The organism is Rhizobium sp. CFBP 8752, from assembly GCF_014842035.1.
GTDB classification, from domain to species: domain Bacteria; phylum Pseudomonadota; class Alphaproteobacteria; order Rhizobiales; family Rhizobiaceae; genus Neorhizobium; species Neorhizobium soli.
Genome location: NZ_JACYUZ010000003.1, coordinates 396,017 through 417,202, shown reverse-complemented (window position 1 = coordinate 417,202; position 21,186 = coordinate 396,017). Strand labels below are relative to the sequence as shown.

20 protein-coding genes and 1 other RNA gene are annotated in these 21,186 nt (G+C 60.8%); 7 read left to right on the top strand and 14 right to left on the bottom strand.

Annotated features, from left to right (window positions below):
* Window positions 1-31 precede the first annotated feature (31 nt).
* Entirely contained in the window at window positions 32-664 is a 633-nt protein-coding gene (locus tag IFT59_RS18065) for an MOSC domain-containing protein (protein WP_192087707.1), read from the top strand.
* Between the two features lie 54 nt (window positions 665-718).
* On the opposite strand, the gene IFT59_RS18060 is transcribed toward IFT59_RS18065, so the two are convergent.
* The 3 genes from IFT59_RS18060 to ffs form a co-directional block, all read right to left on the bottom strand.
* A complete protein-coding gene (locus tag IFT59_RS18060) occupies window positions 719-1,042 on the bottom strand; it encodes a YbaB/EbfC family nucleoid-associated protein (protein ID WP_062454196.1) in 324 nt (107 codons plus the stop codon).
* Between the two features lie 22 nt (window positions 1,043-1,064).
* Complete coding sequence (locus tag IFT59_RS18055; protein WP_192087706.1) at window positions 1,065-2,942, bottom strand: DNA polymerase III subunit gamma/tau; 1,878 nt, start codon at window positions 2,940-2,942, stop codon at window positions 1,065-1,067.
* Window positions 2,943-3,018: 76 nt separating this feature from the next.
* Window positions 3,019-3,115, bottom strand: an RNA gene (gene ffs / locus IFT59_RS18050) — signal recognition particle sRNA small type.
* Window positions 3,116-3,200: 85 nt separating this feature from the next.
* Here ffs and IFT59_RS18045 point away from each other — a divergent pair.
* On the top strand, window positions 3,201-3,611 hold the full coding sequence (locus IFT59_RS18045) for an HIT domain-containing protein (protein ID WP_192087705.1): 411 nt from the start codon (window positions 3,201-3,203) through the stop codon (window positions 3,609-3,611).
* A complete protein-coding gene (gene nudC, locus IFT59_RS18040; protein ID WP_192087704.1) occupies window positions 3,608-4,564 on the top strand; it encodes an NAD(+) diphosphatase in 957 nt (318 codons plus the stop codon). The genes IFT59_RS18045 and nudC overlap by 4 nt, the downstream gene beginning before the upstream one ends.
* Before the next feature lie 18 nt (window positions 4,565-4,582).
* On the opposite strand, the gene IFT59_RS18035 is transcribed toward nudC, so the two are convergent.
* Together IFT59_RS18035 and IFT59_RS18030 are read right to left on the bottom strand one after the other, a co-directional pair.
* On the bottom strand, window positions 4,583-5,446 hold the full coding sequence (locus IFT59_RS18035; protein ID WP_062454192.1) for a prephenate dehydratase: 864 nt from the start codon (window positions 5,444-5,446) through the stop codon (window positions 4,583-4,585).
* Window positions 5,447-5,458: 12 nt separating this feature from the next.
* Window positions 5,459-6,217 carry a 3-deoxy-manno-octulosonate cytidylyltransferase gene (locus IFT59_RS18030; RefSeq protein ID WP_192087703.1) on the bottom strand — a complete coding sequence of 253 codons (759 nt, stop codon included), beginning with the start codon at window positions 6,215-6,217 and terminating at the stop codon, window positions 5,459-5,461.
* A 150-nt stretch (window positions 6,218-6,367) separates the two neighbouring features.
* On the opposite strand from IFT59_RS18030, the gene IFT59_RS18025 reads away from it, so the two are divergent.
* Window positions 6,368-6,955: a c-type cytochrome gene (locus IFT59_RS18025; RefSeq protein WP_192087702.1), complete on the top strand. Its 588-nt coding sequence runs from the start codon at window positions 6,368-6,370 to the stop codon at window positions 6,953-6,955.
* Between the two features lie 39 nt (window positions 6,956-6,994).
* Here IFT59_RS18025 and IFT59_RS18020 read toward each other — a convergent pair whose 3' ends face one another.
* Complete coding sequence (locus tag IFT59_RS18020) at window positions 6,995-7,939, bottom strand: AEC family transporter (protein WP_192087701.1); 945 nt, start codon at window positions 7,937-7,939, stop codon at window positions 6,995-6,997.
* Window positions 7,940-8,287: 348 nt separating this feature from the next.
* On the opposite strand from IFT59_RS18020, the gene IFT59_RS18015 reads away from it, so the two are divergent.
* Complete coding sequence (locus tag IFT59_RS18015) at window positions 8,288-9,280, top strand: adenosine kinase (RefSeq protein WP_192087700.1); 993 nt, start codon at window positions 8,288-8,290, stop codon at window positions 9,278-9,280.
* On the opposite strand, the gene IFT59_RS18010 is transcribed toward IFT59_RS18015, so the two are convergent.
* Window positions 9,273-9,815, bottom strand: coding sequence for an SH3 domain-containing protein (locus IFT59_RS18010; RefSeq protein ID WP_192087699.1), 543 nt, complete (start codon window positions 9,813-9,815; stop codon window positions 9,273-9,275). The genes IFT59_RS18015 and IFT59_RS18010 overlap by 8 nt on opposite strands.
* Window positions 9,816-9,979: 164 nt before the next feature.
* Here IFT59_RS18010 and IFT59_RS18005 point away from each other — a divergent pair, with 164 nt between their 5' ends.
* The gene (locus IFT59_RS18005; protein ID WP_192087698.1) at window positions 9,980-10,984 is read left to right on the top strand and encodes a 2-hydroxyacid dehydrogenase; all 1,005 of its coding nucleotides are present in this window, start codon (window positions 9,980-9,982) and stop codon (window positions 10,982-10,984) included.
* Here IFT59_RS18005 and IFT59_RS18000 read toward each other — a convergent pair.
* From IFT59_RS18000 to recF, 3 genes are read right to left on the bottom strand one after another with little or no spacing between them, the layout of a single operon-like run.
* Window positions 10,981-11,463, bottom strand: a complete 483-nt coding sequence (locus tag IFT59_RS18000; RefSeq protein WP_192087697.1) for a GNAT family N-acetyltransferase — start codon at window positions 11,461-11,463, stop codon at window positions 10,981-10,983. The two genes, IFT59_RS18005 and IFT59_RS18000, sit on opposite strands and share 4 nt — an antisense overlap.
* On the bottom strand, window positions 11,460-12,245 hold the full coding sequence (moeB, locus tag IFT59_RS17995; RefSeq protein WP_249407640.1) for a molybdopterin-synthase adenylyltransferase MoeB: 786 nt from the start codon (window positions 12,243-12,245) through the stop codon (window positions 11,460-11,462). Before moeB ends, IFT59_RS18000 begins: the two co-directional genes overlap by 4 nt.
* 40 nt (window positions 12,246-12,285) lie before the next feature.
* Entirely contained in the window at window positions 12,286-13,410 is a 1,125-nt protein-coding gene (gene recF / locus IFT59_RS17990; protein WP_192087695.1) for a DNA replication/repair protein RecF, read from the bottom strand.
* A 197-nt stretch (window positions 13,411-13,607) separates the two neighbouring features.
* Between recF and IFT59_RS17985 the strand changes: the two genes are divergently transcribed.
* Window positions 13,608-13,814 (top strand): SlyX family protein, encoded by a 207-nt coding sequence (locus tag IFT59_RS17985; protein WP_430255655.1) that lies wholly within the window; start codon window positions 13,608-13,610, stop codon window positions 13,812-13,814.
* A 3-nt stretch (window positions 13,815-13,817) separates the two neighbouring features.
* Here IFT59_RS17985 and IFT59_RS17980 read toward each other — a convergent pair whose 3' ends face one another.
* The 4 genes from IFT59_RS17980 to IFT59_RS17965 form a co-directional block, all read right to left on the bottom strand.
* The gene (locus IFT59_RS17980; protein WP_192087693.1) at window positions 13,818-14,996 is read right to left on the bottom strand and encodes a low temperature requirement protein A; all 1,179 of its coding nucleotides are present in this window, start codon (window positions 14,994-14,996) and stop codon (window positions 13,818-13,820) included.
* Between the two features lie 159 nt (window positions 14,997-15,155).
* On the bottom strand, window positions 15,156-16,292 hold the full coding sequence (gene dnaJ / locus IFT59_RS17975; protein ID WP_062454181.1) for a molecular chaperone DnaJ: 1,137 nt from the start codon (window positions 16,290-16,292) through the stop codon (window positions 15,156-15,158).
* Window positions 16,293-16,386: 94 nt separating this feature from the next.
* On the bottom strand, window positions 16,387-18,288 hold the full coding sequence (dnaK, locus tag IFT59_RS17970; RefSeq protein ID WP_062578609.1) for a molecular chaperone DnaK: 1,902 nt from the start codon (window positions 18,286-18,288) through the stop codon (window positions 16,387-16,389).
* A 194-nt stretch (window positions 18,289-18,482) separates the two neighbouring features.
* The gene (locus IFT59_RS17965; protein ID WP_192087692.1) at window positions 18,483-21,044 is read right to left on the bottom strand and encodes a transglycosylase domain-containing protein; all 2,562 of its coding nucleotides are present in this window, start codon (window positions 21,042-21,044) and stop codon (window positions 18,483-18,485) included.
* Between the last annotated feature and the right edge of the window lie 142 nt (window positions 21,045-21,186).

Genomic DNA, 21,186 nt, shown 5'->3' with positions numbered 1-21,186 from the left:
GGGGAAACGGAATCGACGAAGGACCAGCCGAATGAAACTTCTTAGCCTCTGCCTTGGTCATCCGGAAAAGCTTCCGGGCAAGAGCTACAAGACCGGCATCAACAAGATGCCGATGAAAAATCCGGTCATGATCGACGTGGAAGGCCTGGTCGGCGATGCCGTCTGCAATACGAAATATCATGGTGGCCCTGAGCAGGCGATCCTGCTCGAAGGCAGCCTCACGCTCGACTGGTGGCGGTCGGAACTCGGCCGCGATCTGCCGGATGGCACGTTTGGCGAAAACCTTGTGATCGAAGGGCTCGACAACCGCGACGTGGCCGCCGGTGACTGTTTCCGCATCGGTGCCGAGCTTGTGCTGCAGGCGACATCCGCCCGCACGCCCTGTGCGACGCTTGCCGCCAAGATGGGCGACCCGACATTCGTCAAAGCCTACAGAAGTGCGGCACGCCCCGGCATCTACTGCCGGGTCCTGGCGCCGGGTTTCGCATCGGCGGGCGATGCCGTCGAATTCAGCGTCTACCAGGGAACGAGGGTTTCTATTCCGGAACTGCTAACCAAATTCGGCAAGCGTCTGGGAGATGACGACCGGCAGCGGTTTTTATCCGCACCCATCCATGCCGATATGCGAGAGGCGATCGAAGCCGGAAAACCCGCCAAGTTCTAGCGAAAAGGCGGGTCTTGCCGGCAGACGGTTCCCAGAGGGAACGCCGGTCTCGGCTTAGAACGGCAGCTTCATGCCGGGCGGAATCGGCAGGCCGGCGGTCAGTTCCTTGGTCTTTTCGGCAGTGATTTCTTCTGCCCGATCCTTGGCCAGCTTGTGGGCCGCAATGATCAGGTCTTCGAGGATCTCGGATTCGTCTTCCTTGAACAGGGATGGGTCGATCTTCAGGCCCAGCATGTCGCCTTTGCCGTTCATCCTTATAGTGACGAGGCCACCACCGGCCGTGCCTTCGACTTCGAGAGCGGCGATATCCGCCTGCATCTTCTCCATCTTGGCCTGCATTTCCTTGACCTTGCCCATCATGCCCATGATGTCGCGCATCGGGATCTCCTCTTCCTGATTTTTAAAGTTCGATGTCGTCGCCCGGCAGGATATCGCCCTCGGCGCTTTCCACCACGGCTGGCGGCGGCAATTCGTCTGCGTCGATTTCGTCCTCGCTCACGCGGATCCGGACGTCGGTGATCTTTGCGCCGGGAAACTGCGACAGGATCGCCGCGACATCCGGGTCGGAGCGGGCATCGGTCAGCCGGGCTTCGCGCGCCGTTCCCTCTGCCTCGACCAATGTCGGCGAACCATCTTCCTTGCTGAGGGAGACGATCCAGTGGATGCCGGTCCATTCCTTCAACTTGACGCCGAGTTCGCCGGGCAGCGTCGTTGGTCCGCCGTCGGTCAGGCGCATGTCGAGCCGGCCCGGTTCGATCTTGACCAGCCGAACGAAATTGCGCACCAGCGCCTTCAGCTTCGCGTCGCGGTTCTTGGAGCAGAGATCGACGATATCGGCCAGCGAGCGCACCGCAACGCTGGGCTCGGGCTTTTCCTCGACACGGCCGACCGGCATCTCGCGCGGGTTGTCGTTCGGCACGGCCTTGAGCATCGCCGTCGGTCCACCTGACGGCATCCGCTGCGACTGCATATCAATACCGCGGGCATTAAGCGGCTGGTGCGATGACGAAGTCTGGCCTGCGCCATTACCGCCGCCATTCCCATTCGGCGCGCCGCGCTGGCCATCGCCACCGGAAAGGTCGGCAAGCCGGCGCGCAGCGTCTTCCGGTGAGGGAAGGTGGGCGGCATGGGTCAGGCGGATCAGCACCATTTCTGCGGCACCGGCGGGGCGGGAAGAGTTCTCCGCTTCCGGAATGCCCTTCAATAGCATCTGCCAGATGCGCGACAGGGTGCTGACCGCAATCGTCTCGGAAAATTCGCGACCGCGCACACGCTCCACTTCGCTCAGCGACGGATCGTCCGCAGCTTCCGGAATATATTTGAACCGCGTGACGAGATGGGTGAAGTCGGCAAGGTCGGTCAGAACCACGACAGGGTTGGCGCCGGCCTCGTATTGGGCGGTAAATTCGGAAAGGGCAGCCGTCACGTCGCCCTGCACGATCTGTTCGAACAGATCGACGATGCGGGCGCGGTCGGCAAGACCCAGCATGCCGCGCACGGTATCTGCAACCACATGGCCTGCACCATGGGCGATCGCCTGGTCCAGCAGCGAAAGTCCGTCACGAGCCGAGCCTTCGGCCGCGCGCGCGATCATCGACAACGCCTCGGTCTCGGCCGGAATACCTTCCTTTTCGAGAATGGTCGTGAACAGGCCGACGAGATCGGCAGCGCTGATACGGCGCAGGTCAAAGCGCTGGCAGCGCGACAGGACGGTAATCGGCACCTTGCGGATTTCCGTCGTCGCGAAGATGAATTTCACATGCTCCGGCGGCTCTTCGAGCGTCTTCAGCAGACCGTTGAAAGCCTGCGTGGAGAGCATGTGCACTTCGTCGATGATGTAGACTTTGTAGCGCGCCGAGACAGGACGATAGCGCACCTGCTCGATGATCTCTCTGATATCGTCGATACCGGTATGCGAGGCCGCATCCATCTCGATGACATCGACATGCCGACCTTCCATGATCGCCTGGCAGTGCTCGCCGGGGATCCGCAGATCGATCGTCGGGCGGTCGATCTCGGCGGTCTTGTAATTGAGCGCGCGCGCCAGAATGCGGGCAGTCGTCGTTTTGCCGACACCGCGTACACCAGTCAGCATATAGGCCTGCGCAATGCGGCCGGTCTCGAAGGCGTTGGTGAGTGTTCTCACCATCGGCTCCTGGCCGACCATCAGGTCGGAAAAATCCTTGGGACGGTATTTGCGGGCGAGAACCCGATAGCCACTGCCGGAAGGCGTCGGCGCAGTCGGGTTGCTGGAATATGTCGGCCCGTCGTCGCTCATGAAAATCCTGCCAGCCTGTACGGGCCATTCCGGCCGTCAGAGACTGAGCGCGCCGGATGCTGACCAAGATGAGAGGGTGGGAGGCTGGCACGGCGACCCGTGCCTGGCTCGTTAGGGCTGCTTCCTTCCGGACCTGACCCGGTTGGCGAGTGGCTCGTCCACCACCAACCTCCCACCGCTCATATCGTCAATAACGCTTCCAAATGCAAGCCAAGCCTGTAAAAAACTACGACCAGATAAAAACATTAGGAGAAATGCTTGAGCGAGTTCGAACTGGACGGGCGCATTGCGCGGGACTCCGATCTCATCGCCACCCTCGATCTCTGCCAGCTGCGGATCCAGAATGACAGCCGCTGGCCGTGGCTGGTCATGGTGCCGCAGCGGGCCGACGTGACCGAGATTTTCGAGCTTTCGGAGGCCGATCAGGCGCTCCTGTCGGCCGAGGTCAATCATGTTGCGGCCACCTTGAAGGCGATAACGGGCGCGACCAAGATTAATGTCGGTGCGCTTGGCAACATCGTCCGGCAGCTCCATGTTCATGTGATTGCCCGCTCAGAAGGCGATGCGAACTGGCCGGGCCCGATCTGGGGATACGGATCCGCAGAACCCTATGATGGCGAAAAGATGCAGGCCCTGATGAACAGACTGATGGAAAAGCTTTCCCGATGAGCAGCATATTCGATACCGATACACCCCATCCAGACCCAAGCAGCCTCACTGCTTTCACCGGCAACAAGCTCGACCGGCAGGCGGAAAACCGGGAAGACGACTGCATCGAGAAGGCGCTGTCCGTCGATGGCACACATATCCTTGCCTTTTCCGGCAGCCGGGTCATTCTGAAGCACGACGGCCAGATCCTCGATCCGCTGTTTGCGGCTTACGAGCTGGCGGAGCTGAAGCCGGATTTCGACCGTGCCGTGCTGCTCGGCCATCACCAGAATGGCGAGCCGCGCGTCGCTGTCCCGGTTACGATCGCCGATGAAGAGCTCGCAAGCCATTACAAGCCGACAGAGGCGCGGGCTCTCTTCCGCGAAGGCCTGCTCGATGATGAGCTTCAGGGCGAGGTCGCCCAGGCCGTGTCCTTGCTCAACTGGAATGCCGCCAATATCTTCTGCGGCAAATGCGGCTCGCCCACCGAAATGAAGATCGGCGGCTACAAGCGCGTCTGCACGAAGTGTCAGCACATGATGTTTCCGCGCACCGACCCAGTCGTCATCATGATGACGATCGATGAGGAAAACGACCGCTGCCTGCTGGGCCGCAGCCATCATTTCCAGGAGGGCATGTATTCCTGCCTGGCCGGCTTCGTCGAACCCGGCGAAACGATCGAACAGGCCGTCAGACGCGAAACCGTCGAGGAATCGGCAATCGAGATCGGACGTGTGCGGTATCACGCGTCGCAGCCCTGGCCGATGCCGCATTCGTTGATGATCGGCTGTTTCGCCGAGGCGACGTCGACGGAGATTACCATCGACGTCCACGAAATGTCTGATGTTCGCTGGTTTTCGCGAGCCGAGGTTCAGGCGATGCTGGAAGCCGGTCCGGACGACAAGCCGTTCGGTCCCGCCAAGGGAGCGATTGCCTATCGGCTGATGCGCGATTGGATCGACTGGAAGCGCTGAAAGGAGCGCTTCCGACCGTCAGCCTTTCTGGAGCGCGCCTCGCATCGGATGACCCTTGTAGGTCCCGAGAATGCGGACCTTTTCGGAGAAGAACCGCAGCTCCTCGAGCGCACGGCGCACGGGGGCGTCGTCCGGATGCCCCTCGATATCCGCGTAGAACTGCGTCGCCACGAACTTGCCGCCGAGCTGATAGCTTTCGAGCTTGGTCATGTTGATGCCGTTGGTGGCAAAGCCACCCATCGCCTTGTAGAGCGCAGCTGGGATGTTGCGCACGTTGAACACGAAGGTGGTGACGATCACGTCGTCGGCTTCGTTGCGCTGCACCCACTTCTCGTCGCGCGACAGAACCACGAAACGGGTGACGTTGTTTTCCGTGTCCTCGACATTCTCAGCCAGAATGTCGAGCCCGTAGAGGCTGGCCGCAAGCCGTGGCGCAAGGGCTGCCATCGAGCGGTCGCCCTTTTCGGACACCAGTTTCGCAGCGCCCGCCGTGTCGCCGGCAACGACGGCTTTCCAGCCATTGGCACGGATGATCTTGCGGCACTGGCCAAGGGCATGGATATGGCTGTGGACGGTGCGGATCTCTTCGCGCTCCACACCCGGCAACACCATCAGCTGGAACCGGATCGGCATGAAATATTCGCCGACGATATGCAGACGCGATTCCGGCAGCAGGTAGTGAATGTCGGCAACGCGGCCAGCGATGGTGTTTTCGATCGGAATCATCGCGAGATCCGAATCACCGTTCTCCAGCGCCTGGAACGCATCTTCGAAGGTCGGGCAGGGCAGGGGTTCCATGTCCGGAAACATGTCCCTGGACGCCATGTCGGAATTGGCGCCGAATTCTCCCTGGAAGGAAATGCGGTTGGTCGAGGCATTCATGAGGCTGATCCGTTACAAACCGCGGGAGGATAAGATGGCGCGCGCCTTTTCAAGGTCGGCCGGCGTGTCGACACCGAGCGGCACCGAGGAGACGATTTCCGCATCGATGCGCATGCCCGCTTCAAGTGCCCGCAACTGCTCGAGCGATTCGCGCTTTTCGAGCACTGACGGGCCGAGAGCCACGAATTTCTCAAGCGCGCTGCGGCGATAGGCGTAAAGCCCGATGTGGTGGTAAAGCGGCCCATTGCCGTAAGGGGCCGTGGCGCGGGTAAAGTAGAGCGCCTTCAACCGTGTGTCCGAGAGAGGCGATCCGACGATCTTGACCACATTCGGATTGGTCTTCTCGTGCTCGTCGGTGATCTCTACGGTCAGCGTGGCGATATCTGTCTGCGGGCTGTCCAGCAGCGGCTTGAGCGAGGCGCGTACCGCATCGGCGTCCACGGTCGGCAGGTCGCCCTGCACGTTGATCACGTATTCCACCTTGCCATCAGGGTCCGACTTGGTCAGCGCTTCGAAGATGCGATCGGAACCCGACTGGTGGTCTTCTCGCGTCATGACCACCTCGAAACCTGCAGCTTTCACCACATCGAAAACGTCCTGATGATCGACGGCAACGACGATGCGACCGACATTGGCCTCTTCGGCGCGCTTTGCGACCTGCACGATCATGGGCAGGCCGGCGATGTCTGCCAGCGGCTTGCCGGGAAGGCGCGTTGAGGCCATTCGTGCGGGAATAAGAACGAGCGTCCGGTCGAAAGCCGTGTAAGTCATCGTAAAACCTTCTAATCCAGCCTGCGCAGTGGCAAAAAGTCTCAAGCACAACGAGCGTATCGTGTTGCAAGGCCTCTGCAAAAGACATAGCTTCCAAACAAATTCAAGGTGCCTGCTTTGGGACGGCGGGCCGGTGAGGAGAATTTGCTGATGAATCCCTATGTAAACATGGCGGTAGGCGCATTGCTTGCCACGGTTTTCGTGATGATGTCCGTATCGATCGCGTCGGAGGGGATTTTCCACTCGCCGTCGCCTGAGAAGGAAGGATTTGCAATCGCCGCGCTGGAAGAGCCAGCGGGCGGCGAAGCGCCTGCCGGTGGCGGTGCCGCGGAAGTCGTTCCTGTTGGTCAGCTGATGGCGGGCGCTGATGCCGCTGCCGGCGCAACGGTATTCAAGAAGTGTCAGAGCTGTCACTCCATTGAAAAGGGAGGCCCTAACAAGGTCGGTCCCGATCTATGGGGTGTTGTGAACCGTCCTGTGGCCAGCCATGAGGGCTTTTCCTACTCTGCTGGGATGAAGGATTTTTCCAAGAGCGGCGCCGAGACCTGGACCTTCGATCACCTCAACCACTTCCTCGTTGCGCCCAAGGCCTATGTGAAGGGGACTGCGATGGGCTTTGCCGGCCTGAAGAACGACAAGGAACGCGGCAACCTGCTCGCTTACATCCGCGAACAGTCTGATAGCCCTGCGCCACTGCCTGAACCCGGCGCTGCACCCGCACCCGCACCGACGAACTGATCTCACCCGAGTGATCTCACGAAGCGGCAGCCATTCCCGTCACGACAGCAGCCAGCCCCAGAAGCTCACGGTGATGAGGCCGAAGGCTGTCGTGATGCTGATGGTCGAGGCTGCGAGGCTTTGTCCGGACCTGAACCGCTGCGCAATCAGCCAGGCATTGATGCCGGTCGGAACGGACGAGGTCAGAACCAGTGCGGCCGCCCAGTCGCGTGGCAGCCCGATCGCATGGCTGGTGGCGAAAACGATCGCCGGCATCAGGGCAAGCTTCAGCACCGCGACAGCCGTTGCCAGATTGATATCGCCGCGGATCTGGTAACGGGTGACCGCCATGCCGATCGAGATCAGCGCCACCGGACCGGCCGAGGCCGCGATCTGGTTGACCACGGGCAGAACGGCCGTGGGTATCGAGAATCCCAGAAGATTGAACGGTATCCCCAGCGCGATCGAGATCACCAGCGGATTTCGCACAAGGTTGCTGCCGACCTGCCGCAGAACTACGGACAGCTTGCGCTTCTGCGTGCCATCCACCCGCGCGGTGGCCCCCTCCATCAGGATCGATCCCGCGATCATCATGATCGGCAGATGGATGGCAAGCAGGATCGAGACGGCAACGAGCCCCTCCTTGCCGACCATGTGATCGATCAGCGGCAGGCCGATAAAGATGTTGTTGGCAAACGCACTCGACATCCCCGCGATGACGCCCACCTTGGCATCCCTTGCGAAGAACCGTGTGGCGATGAGGTGCCCGGCCGTCCACGTCACGGCAACGCCGATAAAGTAGGCGCTCCACAGCCCGAAGGGAGAGACGCCGCCGAAATGGGCGTCTGCAACGGTCCGGAAGATCAGCATCGGAACAGCGATCTTGAAGACGTATTCCCCCAACGCGTCACCGGTTTCGGCTTTCAAAAGCCCGGTTTTGGCAGCGAGCCAGCCCGTCAGGATCAGGATGAAGACGGGCAGCACATTGGCAAAGACTGACGACACTGAAATGGCTTTCGGAGAAAATTGTTAACTGCGTCTAGCGCAGATCCGGCTGGACGACAAATGCGCCGCGCGGAAAGCGGTTTGAAAGCAGCCGCCAAAAACAGAAAAGCGGGGCATGATCCCCGCTTTTTCCCCGGTCCAGCCAGGGGTTTCCAAACGCGTCGTCGCCAGTTCATCCGTGGTCGACATCAGCAATTGGATGATTGTTATCTAGCCGCTTACCGTGACGGGAGAATGACAGCTGCAGATTTCTCAAGCCGCCCTTTGTCGGCTTTTTTCGCTTCCCATCACGGCTAAAGGCGAATACCCGTTCTCTCATCCATTCATCAGAGACAGGATCAGGGCCGGATGCCGAAATTCGACGTGCTAACCATCGGCAATGCCATCGTGGACATCCTCGCGCGCTGCGACGATCAATTCCTCGGCGACAACGCGATCATCAAGGGTGCGATGAACCTGATCAATGCCGAGCGCGCCGAACTTCTCTATTCGAAGATGGGCCCTGCGGTCGAAGCCTCTGGCGGTTCGGCCGGCAACACGGCGGCAGGCGTCGCCAGCCTTGGCGGCAGGGCTGCCTATTTCGGCAAGGTCGCCAACGATCAGCTCGGCACCATTTTCCAGCATGATATCCGGGCTCAGGGCGTCCACTATGAGACAAAGCCTGATGGTGTTCATCCCCCGACCGCCCGTTCGATGATTTTCGTGACGCCGGATGGCGAGCGCTCGATGAACACCTATCTCGGCGCCTGCGTCGAACTCGGTCCTGAACATGTCGAGGAAGATGTGGTTGCCGAATCGAAGGTGACCTATTTCGAAGGTTACCTGTGGGATCCGCCGCGCGCCAAGGATGCGATCCGCGAAGCCGCCCGCATCGCCCATGCGCATGGTCGGGAAGTCTCGATGACGCTGTCGGATCCGTTCTGCGTCGGTCGCTACCGGGATGAATTTCTGGAACTGATGAAATCCGGCACTGTGGATATCGTCTTTGCCAACAAGCAAGAGCTTCTGTCGCTCTACGAGACCGACGATTTCGAGCTTGCCATCGGCAAGATCGCTCACGATTGCAAGCTGGCGGCCATCACGCTGAGCGAAGAAGGCGCGGTTCTCGTGCGTGGCAAGGAGCGGATCGCGATTCCCGCTTATGAGATCGAGGAACTCGTCGATACGACCGGTGCGGGCGATCTGTTCGCCGCCGGCTTCCTCTATGGCTACACCACGGATCGCTCGCTGGAGGATTGCGGCAAGCTCGGCTGCCTGGTCGCTGCCATCGTTATCCAGCAGCTCGGGCCACGGCCGATGGTCTCGCTTGCGCAGGCCGCGAAGGAAAGAGGCCTTATTTGAAGGCCTCTCCCGGGTAAGCACCCCAGATTTCCGCCTGGGCGATCCAGCCCTCTGCACCATTTGCTTCCGCATGGCACCAGTCGCCATTGCATTCGGTGATCTTGATCATCACGCCGGGCTCGAGCTTTGCGACGAGGCCGGCCGATTGCTGCGGCTCGCCGCGCATGTTGACATAGATGTCCTTGCCCTTGCCGCGCATCCACGGCGCTGCAACGGCAGTGCGCTCGCCGGAAAGCAGCGCCTGGTTGACCCAGCCTTCCGTGCCCTCGGCATCGCGAACGCGGCGCCAGTTGTCGTATTCCTGGATGATTTCCATCGGGGTTCCCGACTTCATGTACATCCATGACACCGCATAGTCCGTGCTCGGACCGATGCGGATGTTCACTTTTCTCGATTTCAGGCTGACGAAACGGGGAAGCGGCAGACCGCTTGCGCCCTTGGCCACGCCCTGTGCAATTGCATCGTCAGTGCCGGACAGGCAGGTGAGAATGCCAATCGAAGCTGCAAGAAAGGATGTAAAGAATGTGCTGCGCATGAATCTCATTCCGGCTGAAATTCCATAAGCGTTCCTGTCCATGCGAGGTTTTGTTTGTCTTCGCCGACGGGTCTGTTAAGAAAACGCCCTGGATGCCTCCGACTATCGCGCACCTTGGTTAAGGACGTCCTAATGGCAGCTGATTGCAATGCGGCTTTGAAACCATGACAGCGAAGAAAAAACCCCAGGTTTACATCACCCGCAAGCTGCCGGACGCTGTCGAAACGCGCATGCGCGAGCTTTTCGATGCCGAGCTCAATATCGACGATCACCCCCGTTCGCGCGAAGACCTCATCGCTGCGATGAAGACTGCCGATGTGCTGGTGCCGACCGTCACCGACAGGATCGACGAAGGGCTGATCGCAGAAGCTGGCCCGCAGCTGAAGCTGATCGCGAGCTTCTCCAACGGTACCGACCATATCGATGTGGATGCCGCCGCCAAGAAGGGGATCACGGTCACCAACACGCCGAACGTCCTGACCGAAGACACCGCCGACATGACCTTGGCGCTGATCCTCGCCGTCAACCGTCGTCTGGCGGAAGGATCGCGGATCCTCACCGACAAACCCGGTGACTGGGAGGGCTGGAGCCCGACCTGGATGCTCGGTCGGCGGATCTGGGGCAAGCGTATCGGCATCGTCGGCATGGGCCGCATCGGCAGTGCCGTGGCGCGCCGGGCCAAGGCCTTCGGCCTCGCCATCCATTATCACAATCGCAAACCGGTCAGCCCGGCCACCGAGGAAGAGCTCGAGGCGACCTATTGGGACAGCCTCGACCAGATGCTTGCGCGCGTCGATATCGTCTCGATCAACTGCCCGTCGACGCCGGCGACCTTCCACCTTCTCTCGGCCCGCCGGCTGGCCTTGCTGCAGCCTGGTTCGATCATCGTCAACACCGCCCGCGGCGATATTATCGACGAGGCAGCGATGGTGCAGCTGCTGCGTGACGGAAAAATTGCCGGCGCAGGGCTCGACGTCTATCAGAACGAACCGGCCATCAATCCGAAGCTGGTCAAGCTCGCCCGCGAGGGACGTGTCGTGCTCTTGCCGCATATGGGCTCGGCAACGATCGAAGGGCGCATCGACATGGGCGACAAGGTGATCATCAATATCCGCACGTATTTCGACGGCCATCGCCCACCCAACCGGGTTCTGCCCGGCCGGAATTAGGTTGTCTGCGAAAGCCGCTTCCGCATCTCGATCGATGTCGTTCTGGCATAGCCCGCATGGGCATTCTCGGCCGTCTTCACGAAGCCCCACCTCGCGAAGGTCGTGTGATTGCCGGTAAGCTCGATGCGGGTCTCCAGCCTGAGCGCAGGCAGGCCTCTTTGCCGCGCGATATCCTCCGCCACGGAAAGCAGCTGCCGGCCGATGCCTCGGCTCTGGAACGCAGGCGATATCGCCAGCTTGCCCACATAGAGACATCCGGGTTCAGGCTTCAGAAACACGCAACCTGCAAGCTTTCCGTCTTCCTCCGCGACGAACGCAATTTCGTCTCGCGCCTTTTGCGCGAGCGAGGCGGGCGTCAGCCGGTGAGCTGAGGAGGGCGGATCGATCACGCCGTCCATATAGGCGAAGGATGACAGGATGAGCGTCAGCAGGTCTTCCCAGCGGGTAAAACTCTCGTCGAGGCGAACGATCTCGGTCATTCCGCCGCCGTCCGTGTCCCGCGGCGCTTGTACTTGATCACATCGAACCGGGTTGCCAGCGCATCGTAGAGCAACAGGCGTCTAACCAGCGGTTCGCCAATCCCTGTCACCAACTTGATCGCTTCCATCGCCATCAGCGTCCCGATCACGCCGGTGAGCGCGCCGACGACGCCGGTCTCGGCGCAGGCTGGGATAAGGCCTTCCGGCGGCTGCTCGGGGAAGAGGTCGCGGTAGGTGGGGTTGAGCTCTCCGTCCGAGCCGGCCTCGTAAGGTTTCAGCACCGTCACCGATCCGTCGAAGCGCCCGACCGCACCCGTCACCAAGGGGATGCGGGCCGCTTCCGCCGCGTCCGCTGCTGCATAGCGCGTGTCGAAATTGTCCGAGCCGTCGATCAGCAGGCGAAAACGGGAGAGATGCATCTGAGCCCATTCGGCGGAGAAGCGCTCCTCGAAATCGATCACCCGCGTATTCGGGTTTAACCGGGCGATCGCCTCTCGGGCACTCCGTGTCTTCATCTCGCCGATCGTGCCGGTATCGTGGATCACCTGTCGCTGCAGGTTGGAGAGCGAAACGCGGTCGTCGTCAACGATGCCGATCGTGCCAACGCCGGCCGCTGCGAGGTATTCGAGAATGGGCGCGCCGAGGCCGCCGGCGCCGATCACCAGAACGCGTGCGCTCTTGAGCTTCTGCTGGCCCTGACCGCCGATCTCCGGCAGCAGGATATGGCGGCGATAGCGCTCGATTTCATCTGGGCGGAGCGCGTCCGAATTCTGGTTTTCCATCATGGGATCATAGCACCGCGGCAATCGAGTGTAAGCAGGTTCAGCGGCTAATGCCGCCATGGGAAACGGTCAGGAACTGCGCCCGATCAGCAAGCGCTGCAAACATGTGGCGATCGGTGCCGGTCATGAAGGCCTGCCCGCCCAGTCCATGCACGAGATCGAACAATGTCGCGCGCCGTCCCTCGTCCAGATGTGCTGCAATCTCGTCCAGAAGCAGGATCGGCGCATGGCCAGTCATATCCGCCGTCAGGCGGGCATGGGCAAGCACGAGCCCGATCAGCAGGGCTTTCTGCTCCCCGGTCGAACAGCGCGAAGCCTCGATGTCCTTCTCGCGGTGACGAACTGTTAGGTCGACACGGTGCGGCCCGTCCAATGTCCGGCCTGCCGCCGCGTCGCGGCCGCGCCCTGACGAAAGCATCGCCAGGTATTCATCTTCCAGGTCCGCCGCTGGCCGCTCCATGGCGCCGTCCAGGAACCCTTCCAGCGAAAGATCGGGCGTTGGAAACGGCGTGTCGCCGAGATTGGCAGACAGCGTCTTCAGCAGTCCCAGCATCTCGTGCCGGGCCGCCGCCATGGATATACCGAGACCCGCCATCTGCGCCTCGATTGCGGAAAGCCACGCGGGATCGAACCGGCCTTCGGACAGCAACCGGTTGCGGCTGCGCATGGCACGTTCGAAATCGCCCGCCCGCCGGCCGTGACCTGCATCGAGCGAGAGAACCAGTCGGTCGAGAAAGCGGCGACGGTCGGCCGAAGGGCCGGTAAACAGGCCGTCCATCGCCGGCGTCAGCCACAGGGCACGAAGATGGTCGGAAAGTTCCTCCGTCGATTTTGCCGGCGTGCCGTTGATGCGGAGCTTACGGCTGACACCGTCGCCGTCATTCGCTTCGATGCCGGTGCCGAGCGAAACCTCGCCCTCCATCCCGTCCACATCCGCAAAGACGCTGAAACCTGCGGCAGCGCCGACGCGCGTGACATCGCTCAGCACGGCGCGGCGCAGGCCACGGCCCGGAGACAGGAAGGACACGGCTTCCAGAAGGTTGGTCTTACCCGCACCATTCTCGCCGGTCAGGACGACATGCCGGCCGTCGAGATCGAGCGAAGCCTGGGTGTAATTTCGAAAGTCGGTCAGCTTCAGCCGGGAAAGGAAAGTCTTTTGCGCCATCTTGTATCGCGTTGTTTCCACGTAGGAGCTAAGGACTTCGCGCCAAGAAGGCAAGCGCAGGTCTGTAACTGACATCACCCTTAGCGAGTTGCAGGCCGTGCCCGCCGTTTTCTTCCCGCTCCAAACGCTGTAGTCTCGGAGAAAGCCTCAGCCGGAAGGATCCGGCGACGGCCCGAAATCGAGTGCGAGTGAATAGTGTGACCGACGACGATCGAATTTTGAAGCTGGAGGAATTGGCGGCGCATCAGGCCAAGGTCATCGAGGAACTGTCCGACCAGCTTGCCGAGCAGTGGAAGGTCGTCGAGCAGACCCGCGCGAAGCTCGACCGGCTGACCGTACGCTTTCTGTCCCTCGAGGAAACCTCGCTGGAAGCGCCGGCCAACACACGCCCGCCACACTACTGAGCCTCACGCCGCGGCGTGGGCAAAGCGCCTCAGGGCCACATATTCCCAGATTGCGACGGCCAGAAGCGAACCCGTCGCAAGCATCTGGATGTGGACGGTTGTCAGGCTCGCAACAAGCAGAAAGCAGGCAACAAGGACGGCAATGCCGGCGCAATGCGACCATGGCACATGCTTTGTCGAATGCGTCTTTACCCAGATCATGCCGCTTAAGAACAGGATCGGACCGCCCAGAAGCGCGAAAGCCTGAGCAAGCGTTGCATGCTCGTGCGCATGCGACAGCGCGAAGTCTTCACCGACTGCAGTAAGGATGATGCCAGCGATAATCGGCAGGTGACCGTAGGTGAAAAGATGATTCGCGGTCGCCTGTGGCTCTGAACTTTCTTCCGCCTTGTCGGCTGCCTTTTCCTGCCCGTCATGGAAGTAGATCCACCACATCAGCACGGTCGAAAGGAAGGCTACAAACAACACGAGTGGCGTCAAGCTGCTTTCCAGATGACTGGACGCATTCTTGCCCGTGGTGAGGATCGTTTCCCCAAGTGCGATGATGACGAACAGCGCGCAACGTTCGGCCATATGCTCGCCGTTGATGTCAAGCGTTTCCGCAGGTGCGGCACCTAGCCCGGGCACCCGGTACCGTAAGATCGGTGCGATATATTCGATCGCCAGCGCAGCGATCCAGAAATACACCCGGACGGACTGTTCACTGAGGCCGCCGGCGATCCACAAGGCGCTTGAAACCGAAAGCCAGACGGTAATCCGCTGGAAGGTGACATAGGAGGCCCGATCGGCGTGCCGGAAGGCGTAGAGCGCAAACAGCGATCGGATGATCTGCATGGCCGAATAGGCGAGCGCGAAGGACAGGCCCATGTCCTGAAACGCCCTCGGCAGGGCAATTGCCAGAATGACGCCGAGAAACATCAGGCCGAACAGCAGGATCCGCACCGGCTCTATTTCGGCATCGAGAAGATTGGTGACCCAGGTTGTGTGGATCCAGACCCACCAGAGCGCGAAGATGAAAATCAGCGCTTCGGCGGCGATCCCGAGCGAGAAATCCGCGGCCAGCGTTTCTGACAACTGGATGAAAGCGAAGACGAAGACCAGGTCGAAGAACAGTTCCGGGAAGTTGGCCTTGGTCGCCTGCTTGTCGTCTTTGCGAAGCCAATAGTGTTTACCGTCCGTCATGTCTGGTCTCGATTGTTTCAGTCCCGCAACTACAGAGCGGGATTGTTCAGCTCTATAATAATGGCTGGGCAGATTGCGGTGTCTATAAGGGTTTTAACGAAGATTGCAAAACGCCGGCGCAGGGCCGGCGTTTTGCAATCTTCGTCTTTGCGACAGCCCTCAGGTGTCGAAGAATTCCTTCATCCGGGCAAAGAAGCCCGTCGATTCCGGATTGTTCTCCTTGGACGAGATGTCCTCGAACTCCTGCAGCAGCTCGCGCTGGCGCTTGGTCAGCTTCTGCGGCGTCTCGATCTGGATCTGGATGTAGAGGTCACCCGTCTGTGAAGACCGCAGCACCGGCATTCCCTTGCCCTTTAGGCGGAACTGCTTGCCGGCCTGTGTGCCCTCAGGAACGGTCACACGTGACTTCGATCCATCCAGCGTCCCGACATCGAACGTGCCGCCAAGCGCTGCCGTCGTCATGGAGATCGGCACGGCGCAGTAGAGATCGGCGCCATCACGCTGGAAGAACTCGTGCGGTCGGACCGACAGGAAGATGTAGAGATCCCCGGTTGGGCCACCGCGCGCACCGGCTTCGCCTTCGCCCTGCAGGCGAATGCGCGTGCCGTCTTCGATGCCCGATGGAATGTTCACGGAAAGCGAACGTTCTTCGGTAACACGGCCCTGGCCGTGGCACTTGGTGCAGGGATCGGTGATCGTCTGTCCGCGGCCGTGACAGGTCGGGCAGGTCCGCTCCACCGAGAAGAAGCCCTGGGATGCGCGGACGCGTCCGGAACCCTGGCAGGTGCCGCAGGTCTTGGGCTGCGTGCCGGGCTTGGCGCCCGAACCCGAACAAACGTCACAGGTGATCGAGGATGGAACCCGGATCTGTGCCGTCTTGCCGGCATAGGCCTCGTCGAGGGTGATCTCCATATTGTAGCGAAGATCGGCGCCGCGTTCGCGACCGCCGGAGGAACGGCGCGCACGGCCGCCACCCATCATGTCGCCGAAAATGTCTTCGAAAATGTCGGAGAAGCCACCTGCTCCCGCGCCGCCGGAGAAGCCGCCACCGCCGCCGCCCATGCCACCCTGTTCGAAGGCAGCATGACCGAAGCGATCATAGGCCGCGCGCTTCTGGGGATCCTTCAGCGTCTCGTAGGCTTCGCCGATCTCCTTGAATTTCTTCTCAGCTTCCGCATCGCCGGGGTTCTTGTCGGGATGGTATTTCATCGCAAGCTTACGGAAGGCGCTTTTCAGCTCCTTCTCGTCAGCGGATTTGCCGACACCCAGCGTTTCGTAAAAATCTGCTTTAGCCATAAGCGGTAACCGGCTCCAGAAAGGGTTCCGGCTGCACGATGGCAGCCGGATATCTTAGTCGACTATCTAGCGGTATCCGTCAACGGAACCAGACTTAGGCCGACTTCTTGTCGTCCTTGATTTCCTCGTAGTCGGCATCGACGACACCGTCGTCCTTGCCGGCTTCGGCAGCGCCACCATCAGCCTGCTGGGCCTCATAGATGGCCTGACCAAGCTTCATGGATGTTTCCATGAGGGTCTGGGTCTTCGCCTGGATGTCATCTGCATCAGGCTCGGGAGCCTCGACAGAAGCCTTGAGCGCGGCAATGGCATCCTCGATCGCCTTGCGGTCGGTCTCGGTTACCTTGTCGCCGTATTCAGCCAGCGACTTCTCGCTGGAGTGAATGAGGCTTTCGGCCTGATTCTTGGCTTCCACACCGGCACGACGCTTCTTGTCGGTTTCGGCGTTCGCCTCGGCGTCCTTGACCATCTTCTCGATGTCGGCGTCGGACAGACCACCAGATGCCTGGATGCGGATCTGCTGTTCCTTGCCGGTACCCTTGTCCTTGGCCGAAACCTGGACGATGCCGTTGGCGTCGATGTCGAACGTGACTTCGATCTGCGGCATGCCGCGCGGAGCCGGCGGCAGACCGACGAGGTCGAACTGACCGAGCAGCTTGTTGTCCTGCGCCATTTCACGCTCGCCCTGCGAAACGCGGATCGTCACGGCCGACTGGTTATCGTCGGCGGTCGAGAAGGTCTGCGACTTCTTCGTCGGGATCGTCGTGTTGCGGTCGATCAGGCGGGTAAAGACGCCACCGAGCGTTTCGATGCCGAGCGACAGCGGGGTCACGTCGAGAAGGAGAACGTCCTTGACGTCGCCCTGCAGAACGCCGCCCTGGATCGCGGCGCCCATGGCAACCACCTCATCCGGGTTGACGCCCTTGTGCGGCTCCTTGCCGAACAGCTGCTTGACGACTTCCTGTACCTTCGGCATGCGGCTCATGCCGCCGACCAGAACGACTTCGTCGATTTCAGCGGCAGTCACGCCGGCATCCTTCAAGGCTGCCTTGCACGGTGCGACAGTGCGCTGGACGAGATCGTCGACCAGGCTTTCGAACTTCGAGCGGGTCAGCTTCAAGGTCAGGTGCTTCGGACCGGAAGCATCGGCCGTGATGAACGGCAGGTTGATTTCGGTCTGCTGCGACGACGACAGTTCGATCTTTGCCTTCTCGGATGCTTCCTTGAGGCGCTGCAGAGCGAGCTTGTCGTTCTTCAGGTCGATGCCGTTTTCCTTCTTGAACTCGTTTGCGAGATATTCGACGAGACGCATATCGAAGTCTTCACCACCGAGGAAGGTGTCGCCGTTGGTCGACTTCACTTCGAAGACGCCGTCGCCGATTTCGAGAACCGAGATATCGAACGTGCCGCCGCCCAAGTCGTAAACGGCAATCGTCTTGCCTTCCTTCTTGTCGAGGCCGTAGGCAAGTGCTGCAGCCGTCGGCTCGTTGATGATGCGCAGAACTTCAAGACCCGAAATGCGGCCGGCATCCTTGGTTGCCTGGCGCTGGGCATCGTTGAAGTATGCGGGAACCGTGATGACCGCCTGCGTGACCTTCTCGCCGAGATAGGCTTCTGCGGTTTCCTTCATCTTCTGAAGGATCATCGCGGAGATCTGGGCCGGAGAGTAGGCCTTGTCCTGGGCCTTCACCCAAGCGTCGCCGTTGTCGCCCTTGACGATGTCGAAGGGTACGAGGCCCTTGTCCTTCTCAACGGTCGGGTCTTCGTAGCGGCGGCCGATAAGGCGCTTCACTGCGAAGAGCGTATTGGTTGGGTTGGTTACAGCCTGGCGCTTGGCCGGCTGACCGACGAGACGTTCGCCGTCGTCAGAAAATGCGACCATGGACGGCGTCGTGCGCGCGCCTTCCGCATTCTCGATGACTTTGGAATCCTTGCCGTCCATGATGGCGACGCAGGAGTTGGTAGTGCCAAGGTCGATGCCAATTACTTTTGCCATATCTTCTCTCTCCTTTAAGCGAACTGTCGGAACCCCGTGAAAGGCATTCCTTTGACAGTTCCTCGACTGGGAATTTTCGCAGCACCGGCTGCTGTCATGCGGGGTATATAAGGACGGGTTTTTCGGACTGCAAGGCGGGAATTCGCCTGCATTCACGCAAAAAAATGCAATTTTCCTTCTGTCTTTCTAACGGGCTACTGGCCCATGAGGATATCGTACAGCGTCGTGCGACGCGTTTCCTGCGGCTGGTAGACTTGTCCGACGTCCGAAGGCGGCATCGGGCGGCCGCCGACATCGCCGGGCGGCACCGGTGCCTGGCTATCGTAAGGGGCACGATATTCGCGGTAATCCCTGTATTCTCCTTGTTGCGCCCGGTTGGCAGAACCGCCTTCGCGATACTGTCGCGGCGGCGGTCTGTTGTCATAAACCGTCCCGGTGTTGCAGACCGCGTTGTCACCATAGGCGCAATCGGGCTGGCCCGGTGGGGCAGGCTGGACTTGCTGGCGCGTTGCGGGCGGAGGCCTGCGTGCCGGCTGTTCGAGAGAGGCTTCTCCACGAGGTGCCGCCTGCTGAACCGGCGCACGCGGAGCTGGCGGAAAATTATCCGGCGCTGGTGCTTCTCGCTGATCGCTCGCCCCCGGTATGATGCCGGAAATGATGTCGCCAATCGATGTCGATGGCGATTGTTCTTCCTCGACGGGCGGTGGCAGCTGAAGGCCGCTGTTGAAACCGAACAGTGGCGTCGGGGTATAGCCCTTCATTGCAACCGTCATGTATTCCTTCCAGGCTTTTGCCGGCAGGCCGCCACCCGTCACCTTTTTCATGAAGGCGCCGTCGTCGTTGCCGAACCAGATCCCTGTCGTCATGATGCTGGTATAACCGACGAACAGCGCATCGCGGAACGACTGGGTCGTCCCGGACTTGCCGGCAACCTGCCAGCCATCGAGGCGCGCGGCCCGGCCGGTGCCGTCACGGACGACGCCCGACATCATGCTGTTCATGGCAGCCGCAACTGGCGCGCTGAGAACCCGCGGCGGGTTGGTGTAATCGGCCTCATAGAGAACCTTGCCGTCCGTATCGGCAATCCGCTTCACGATATAAGGCGTCGCCTTGTAGCCGCCGTTCATGAAGGCCGCATAGGACGAGGTGAGCTCCGTCAGCGAGACTTCCGATGTCCCGAGCGCGATTGAGGCGTTCGGCTGGATGTCGGAATCGACGCCGAGCCGATGCGCCATCGACACGACCTTTTCAGGCCCCACCGCCATCACCAGTTGGGCGGCGACGGTGTTGAGCGAATGGGCCATCGCATAGGAAAGCGGAACCGGCCCCTTGTATTCCTTCTCATAATTCTCCGGCGTCCAGTTGCCGATGCGGACAGGCGCGTCGTTGACGATCGTGTCCGGATTGTAGCCCGCCTCGAGAGCCGAGGCATAGACGAACGGCTTGAACGCGGAGCCCGGTTGGCGCTTTGCCTTGACGGCCCGGTTGAACTGGCTCTGCGCATAATCGCGGCCGCCCACCATTGCGCGGATTGCGCCAGTCGCATCGACGGAAACAAGCGCCGCCTGCGAGGCGTTCAGCTTGCCGCCTTCCTTGGTCAGCACATCTTTCAAAGCCTTTTCGGCGGCTTCCTCAAGACGCAGATCGACGGTGGTCTCGACGACGACATCGACCTTCGGCTCCCCGATCAGACGCTTGACCTCATCGACCACCATGTCTGCGGCATAGTGCTGGGCGCCGTTCCAGGAGCTCTTGGCGTTGGAAGGCGGCTGCGCCATCGCGGTCTTGAGGTCGCTGTCAGTGATGTAGCCTTCTTCCCGCATCGTCCCGAGAACGACCTGTGCCCTCTCTTCGGCCGCTTTCGGATCTCTGGCAGGCGAAAGCCGCGAGGGCGCCTTCAAGAGACCCGCAAGTGTTGCCGCCTCGCCGAGGTTGACGTCCCGTGCCGACTTGTTGAAGTAGCGACGCGAAGCGGCCTCGACACCATAGGCGTTCGCGCCGAAGTACACCCGGTTGAGGTACATCGCCAGGATCTGGTCCTTGGTGAATTTCGTCTCCAGCCAGAAGGACAAGAGCACTTCCTGGATCTTGCGCTCGAACGTGCGGTCCGGGGATAGGAACAGGTTCTTGGCAAGCTGCTGGGTGATCGTCGAACCGCCCTGGATCGGCTGGCCTGTCAGGTTGTTGACGAAGGCGCGCGCCAGACCCAGCGGATCGACGCCGAAATGGGAATAGAAGCGCCGGTCCTCGATCGACATGACGGCCTGGGGCAGGTAGGGCGACATGTCTTCCAGCGCCAGCGCCTCGCCACCAGTCGTGCCGCGGTTGGCGATGACCGACCCATCGGTCGCGGTGATCTTCATGTTTGGCGGACGGTCTGGAATGGTCCAGCTGCTGGCAGACGGCATCTGCGCGCCGTAGTAGAGAACAAGTCCACCGATGCCGATCGCTGCCCAGATCGACAGGACGACGCACCAGTAAACCAGTCGTTTCAGGGGCGCGAAGAAGCCACCATTGTCGCCACCGCGATTTGACGATGCCTTGCGCGAAGACCTGTCGCGGTCGTTGGACGGGTCGGACTGCTTGCGTGTCTTGCGGGGCGGGAGATCGTCGTACTCGTCATCGGCCTTCTGCGCACGCCGGGTGGAGCGTCCATTGCCAATGATGCGGTCGTCCGCGTCGAGACGGAAGTCATCTTTGTCCTGCGATCCGCCAAAAGACGGTTCGACGCGTTTGTCCGATTTTCTGGCTGCCATGATGAGCCGGCATATCCCCGTTACGCGCATCCTGAATGCGCTGTTCTCACAAATTGTCGCCCGAGTTATCTCGCTGCAGTGTAAATGCGGCGATTTAAGGAGATGTAAAATCCGATCGGACGCTATTTAATATGAGTGCCGC

What these genes read in the sequence shown, in the direction of transcription:
- IFT59_RS18010 (WP_192087699.1), bottom strand. Translation starts at nt 9,815, where the DNA reads ATGCGCAGCACATTCTTTACATCCTTTCTTGCAGCTTCGATTGGCATT.
- moeB (WP_249407640.1), bottom strand. Translation starts at nt 12,245, where the DNA reads ATGGAAAACCAGAATTCGGACGCGCTCCGCCCAGATGAAATCGAGCGC.
- IFT59_RS18005 (WP_192087698.1), top strand. Translation starts at nt 9,980, where the DNA reads ATGACAGCGAAGAAAAAACCCCAGGTTTACATCACCCGCAAGCTGCCG.
- IFT59_RS18035 (WP_062454192.1), bottom strand. Translation starts at nt 5,446, where the DNA reads ATGAATGCCTCGACCAACCGCATTTCCTTCCAGGGAGAATTCGGCGCC.
- nudC (WP_192087704.1), top strand. Translation starts at nt 3,608, where the DNA reads ATGAGCAGCATATTCGATACCGATACACCCCATCCAGACCCAAGCAGC.
- IFT59_RS17965 (WP_192087692.1), bottom strand. Translation starts at nt 21,044, where the DNA reads ATGGCAGCCAGAAAATCGGACAAACGCGTCGAACCGTCTTTTGGCGGA.
- IFT59_RS18030 (WP_192087703.1), bottom strand. Translation starts at nt 6,217, where the DNA reads ATGACTTACACGGCTTTCGACCGGACGCTCGTTCTTATTCCCGCACGA.
- IFT59_RS18000 (WP_192087697.1), bottom strand. Translation starts at nt 11,463, where the DNA reads ATGACCGAGATCGTTCGCCTCGACGAGAGTTTTACCCGCTGGGAAGAC.
- IFT59_RS18065 (WP_192087707.1), top strand. Translation starts at nt 32, where the DNA reads ATGAAACTTCTTAGCCTCTGCCTTGGTCATCCGGAAAAGCTTCCGGGC.
- IFT59_RS18055 (WP_192087706.1), bottom strand. Translation starts at nt 2,942, where the DNA reads ATGAGCGACGACGGGCCGACATATTCCAGCAACCCGACTGCGCCGACG.
- IFT59_RS18015 (WP_192087700.1), top strand. Translation starts at nt 8,288, where the DNA reads ATGCCGAAATTCGACGTGCTAACCATCGGCAATGCCATCGTGGACATC.
- recF (WP_192087695.1), bottom strand. Translation starts at nt 13,410, where the DNA reads ATGGCGCAAAAGACTTTCCTTTCCCGGCTGAAGCTGACCGACTTTCGA.
- IFT59_RS17980 (WP_192087693.1), bottom strand. Translation starts at nt 14,996, where the DNA reads ATGACGGACGGTAAACACTATTGGCTTCGCAAAGACGACAAGCAGGCG.
- IFT59_RS18025 (WP_192087702.1), top strand. Translation starts at nt 6,368, where the DNA reads ATGAATCCCTATGTAAACATGGCGGTAGGCGCATTGCTTGCCACGGTT.
- dnaK (WP_062578609.1), bottom strand. Translation starts at nt 18,288, where the DNA reads ATGGCAAAAGTAATTGGCATCGACCTTGGCACTACCAACTCCTGCGTC.
- IFT59_RS18060 (WP_062454196.1), bottom strand. Translation starts at nt 1,042, where the DNA reads ATGCGCGACATCATGGGCATGATGGGCAAGGTCAAGGAAATGCAGGCC.
- dnaJ (WP_062454181.1), bottom strand. Translation starts at nt 16,292, where the DNA reads ATGGCTAAAGCAGATTTTTACGAAACGCTGGGTGTCGGCAAATCCGCT.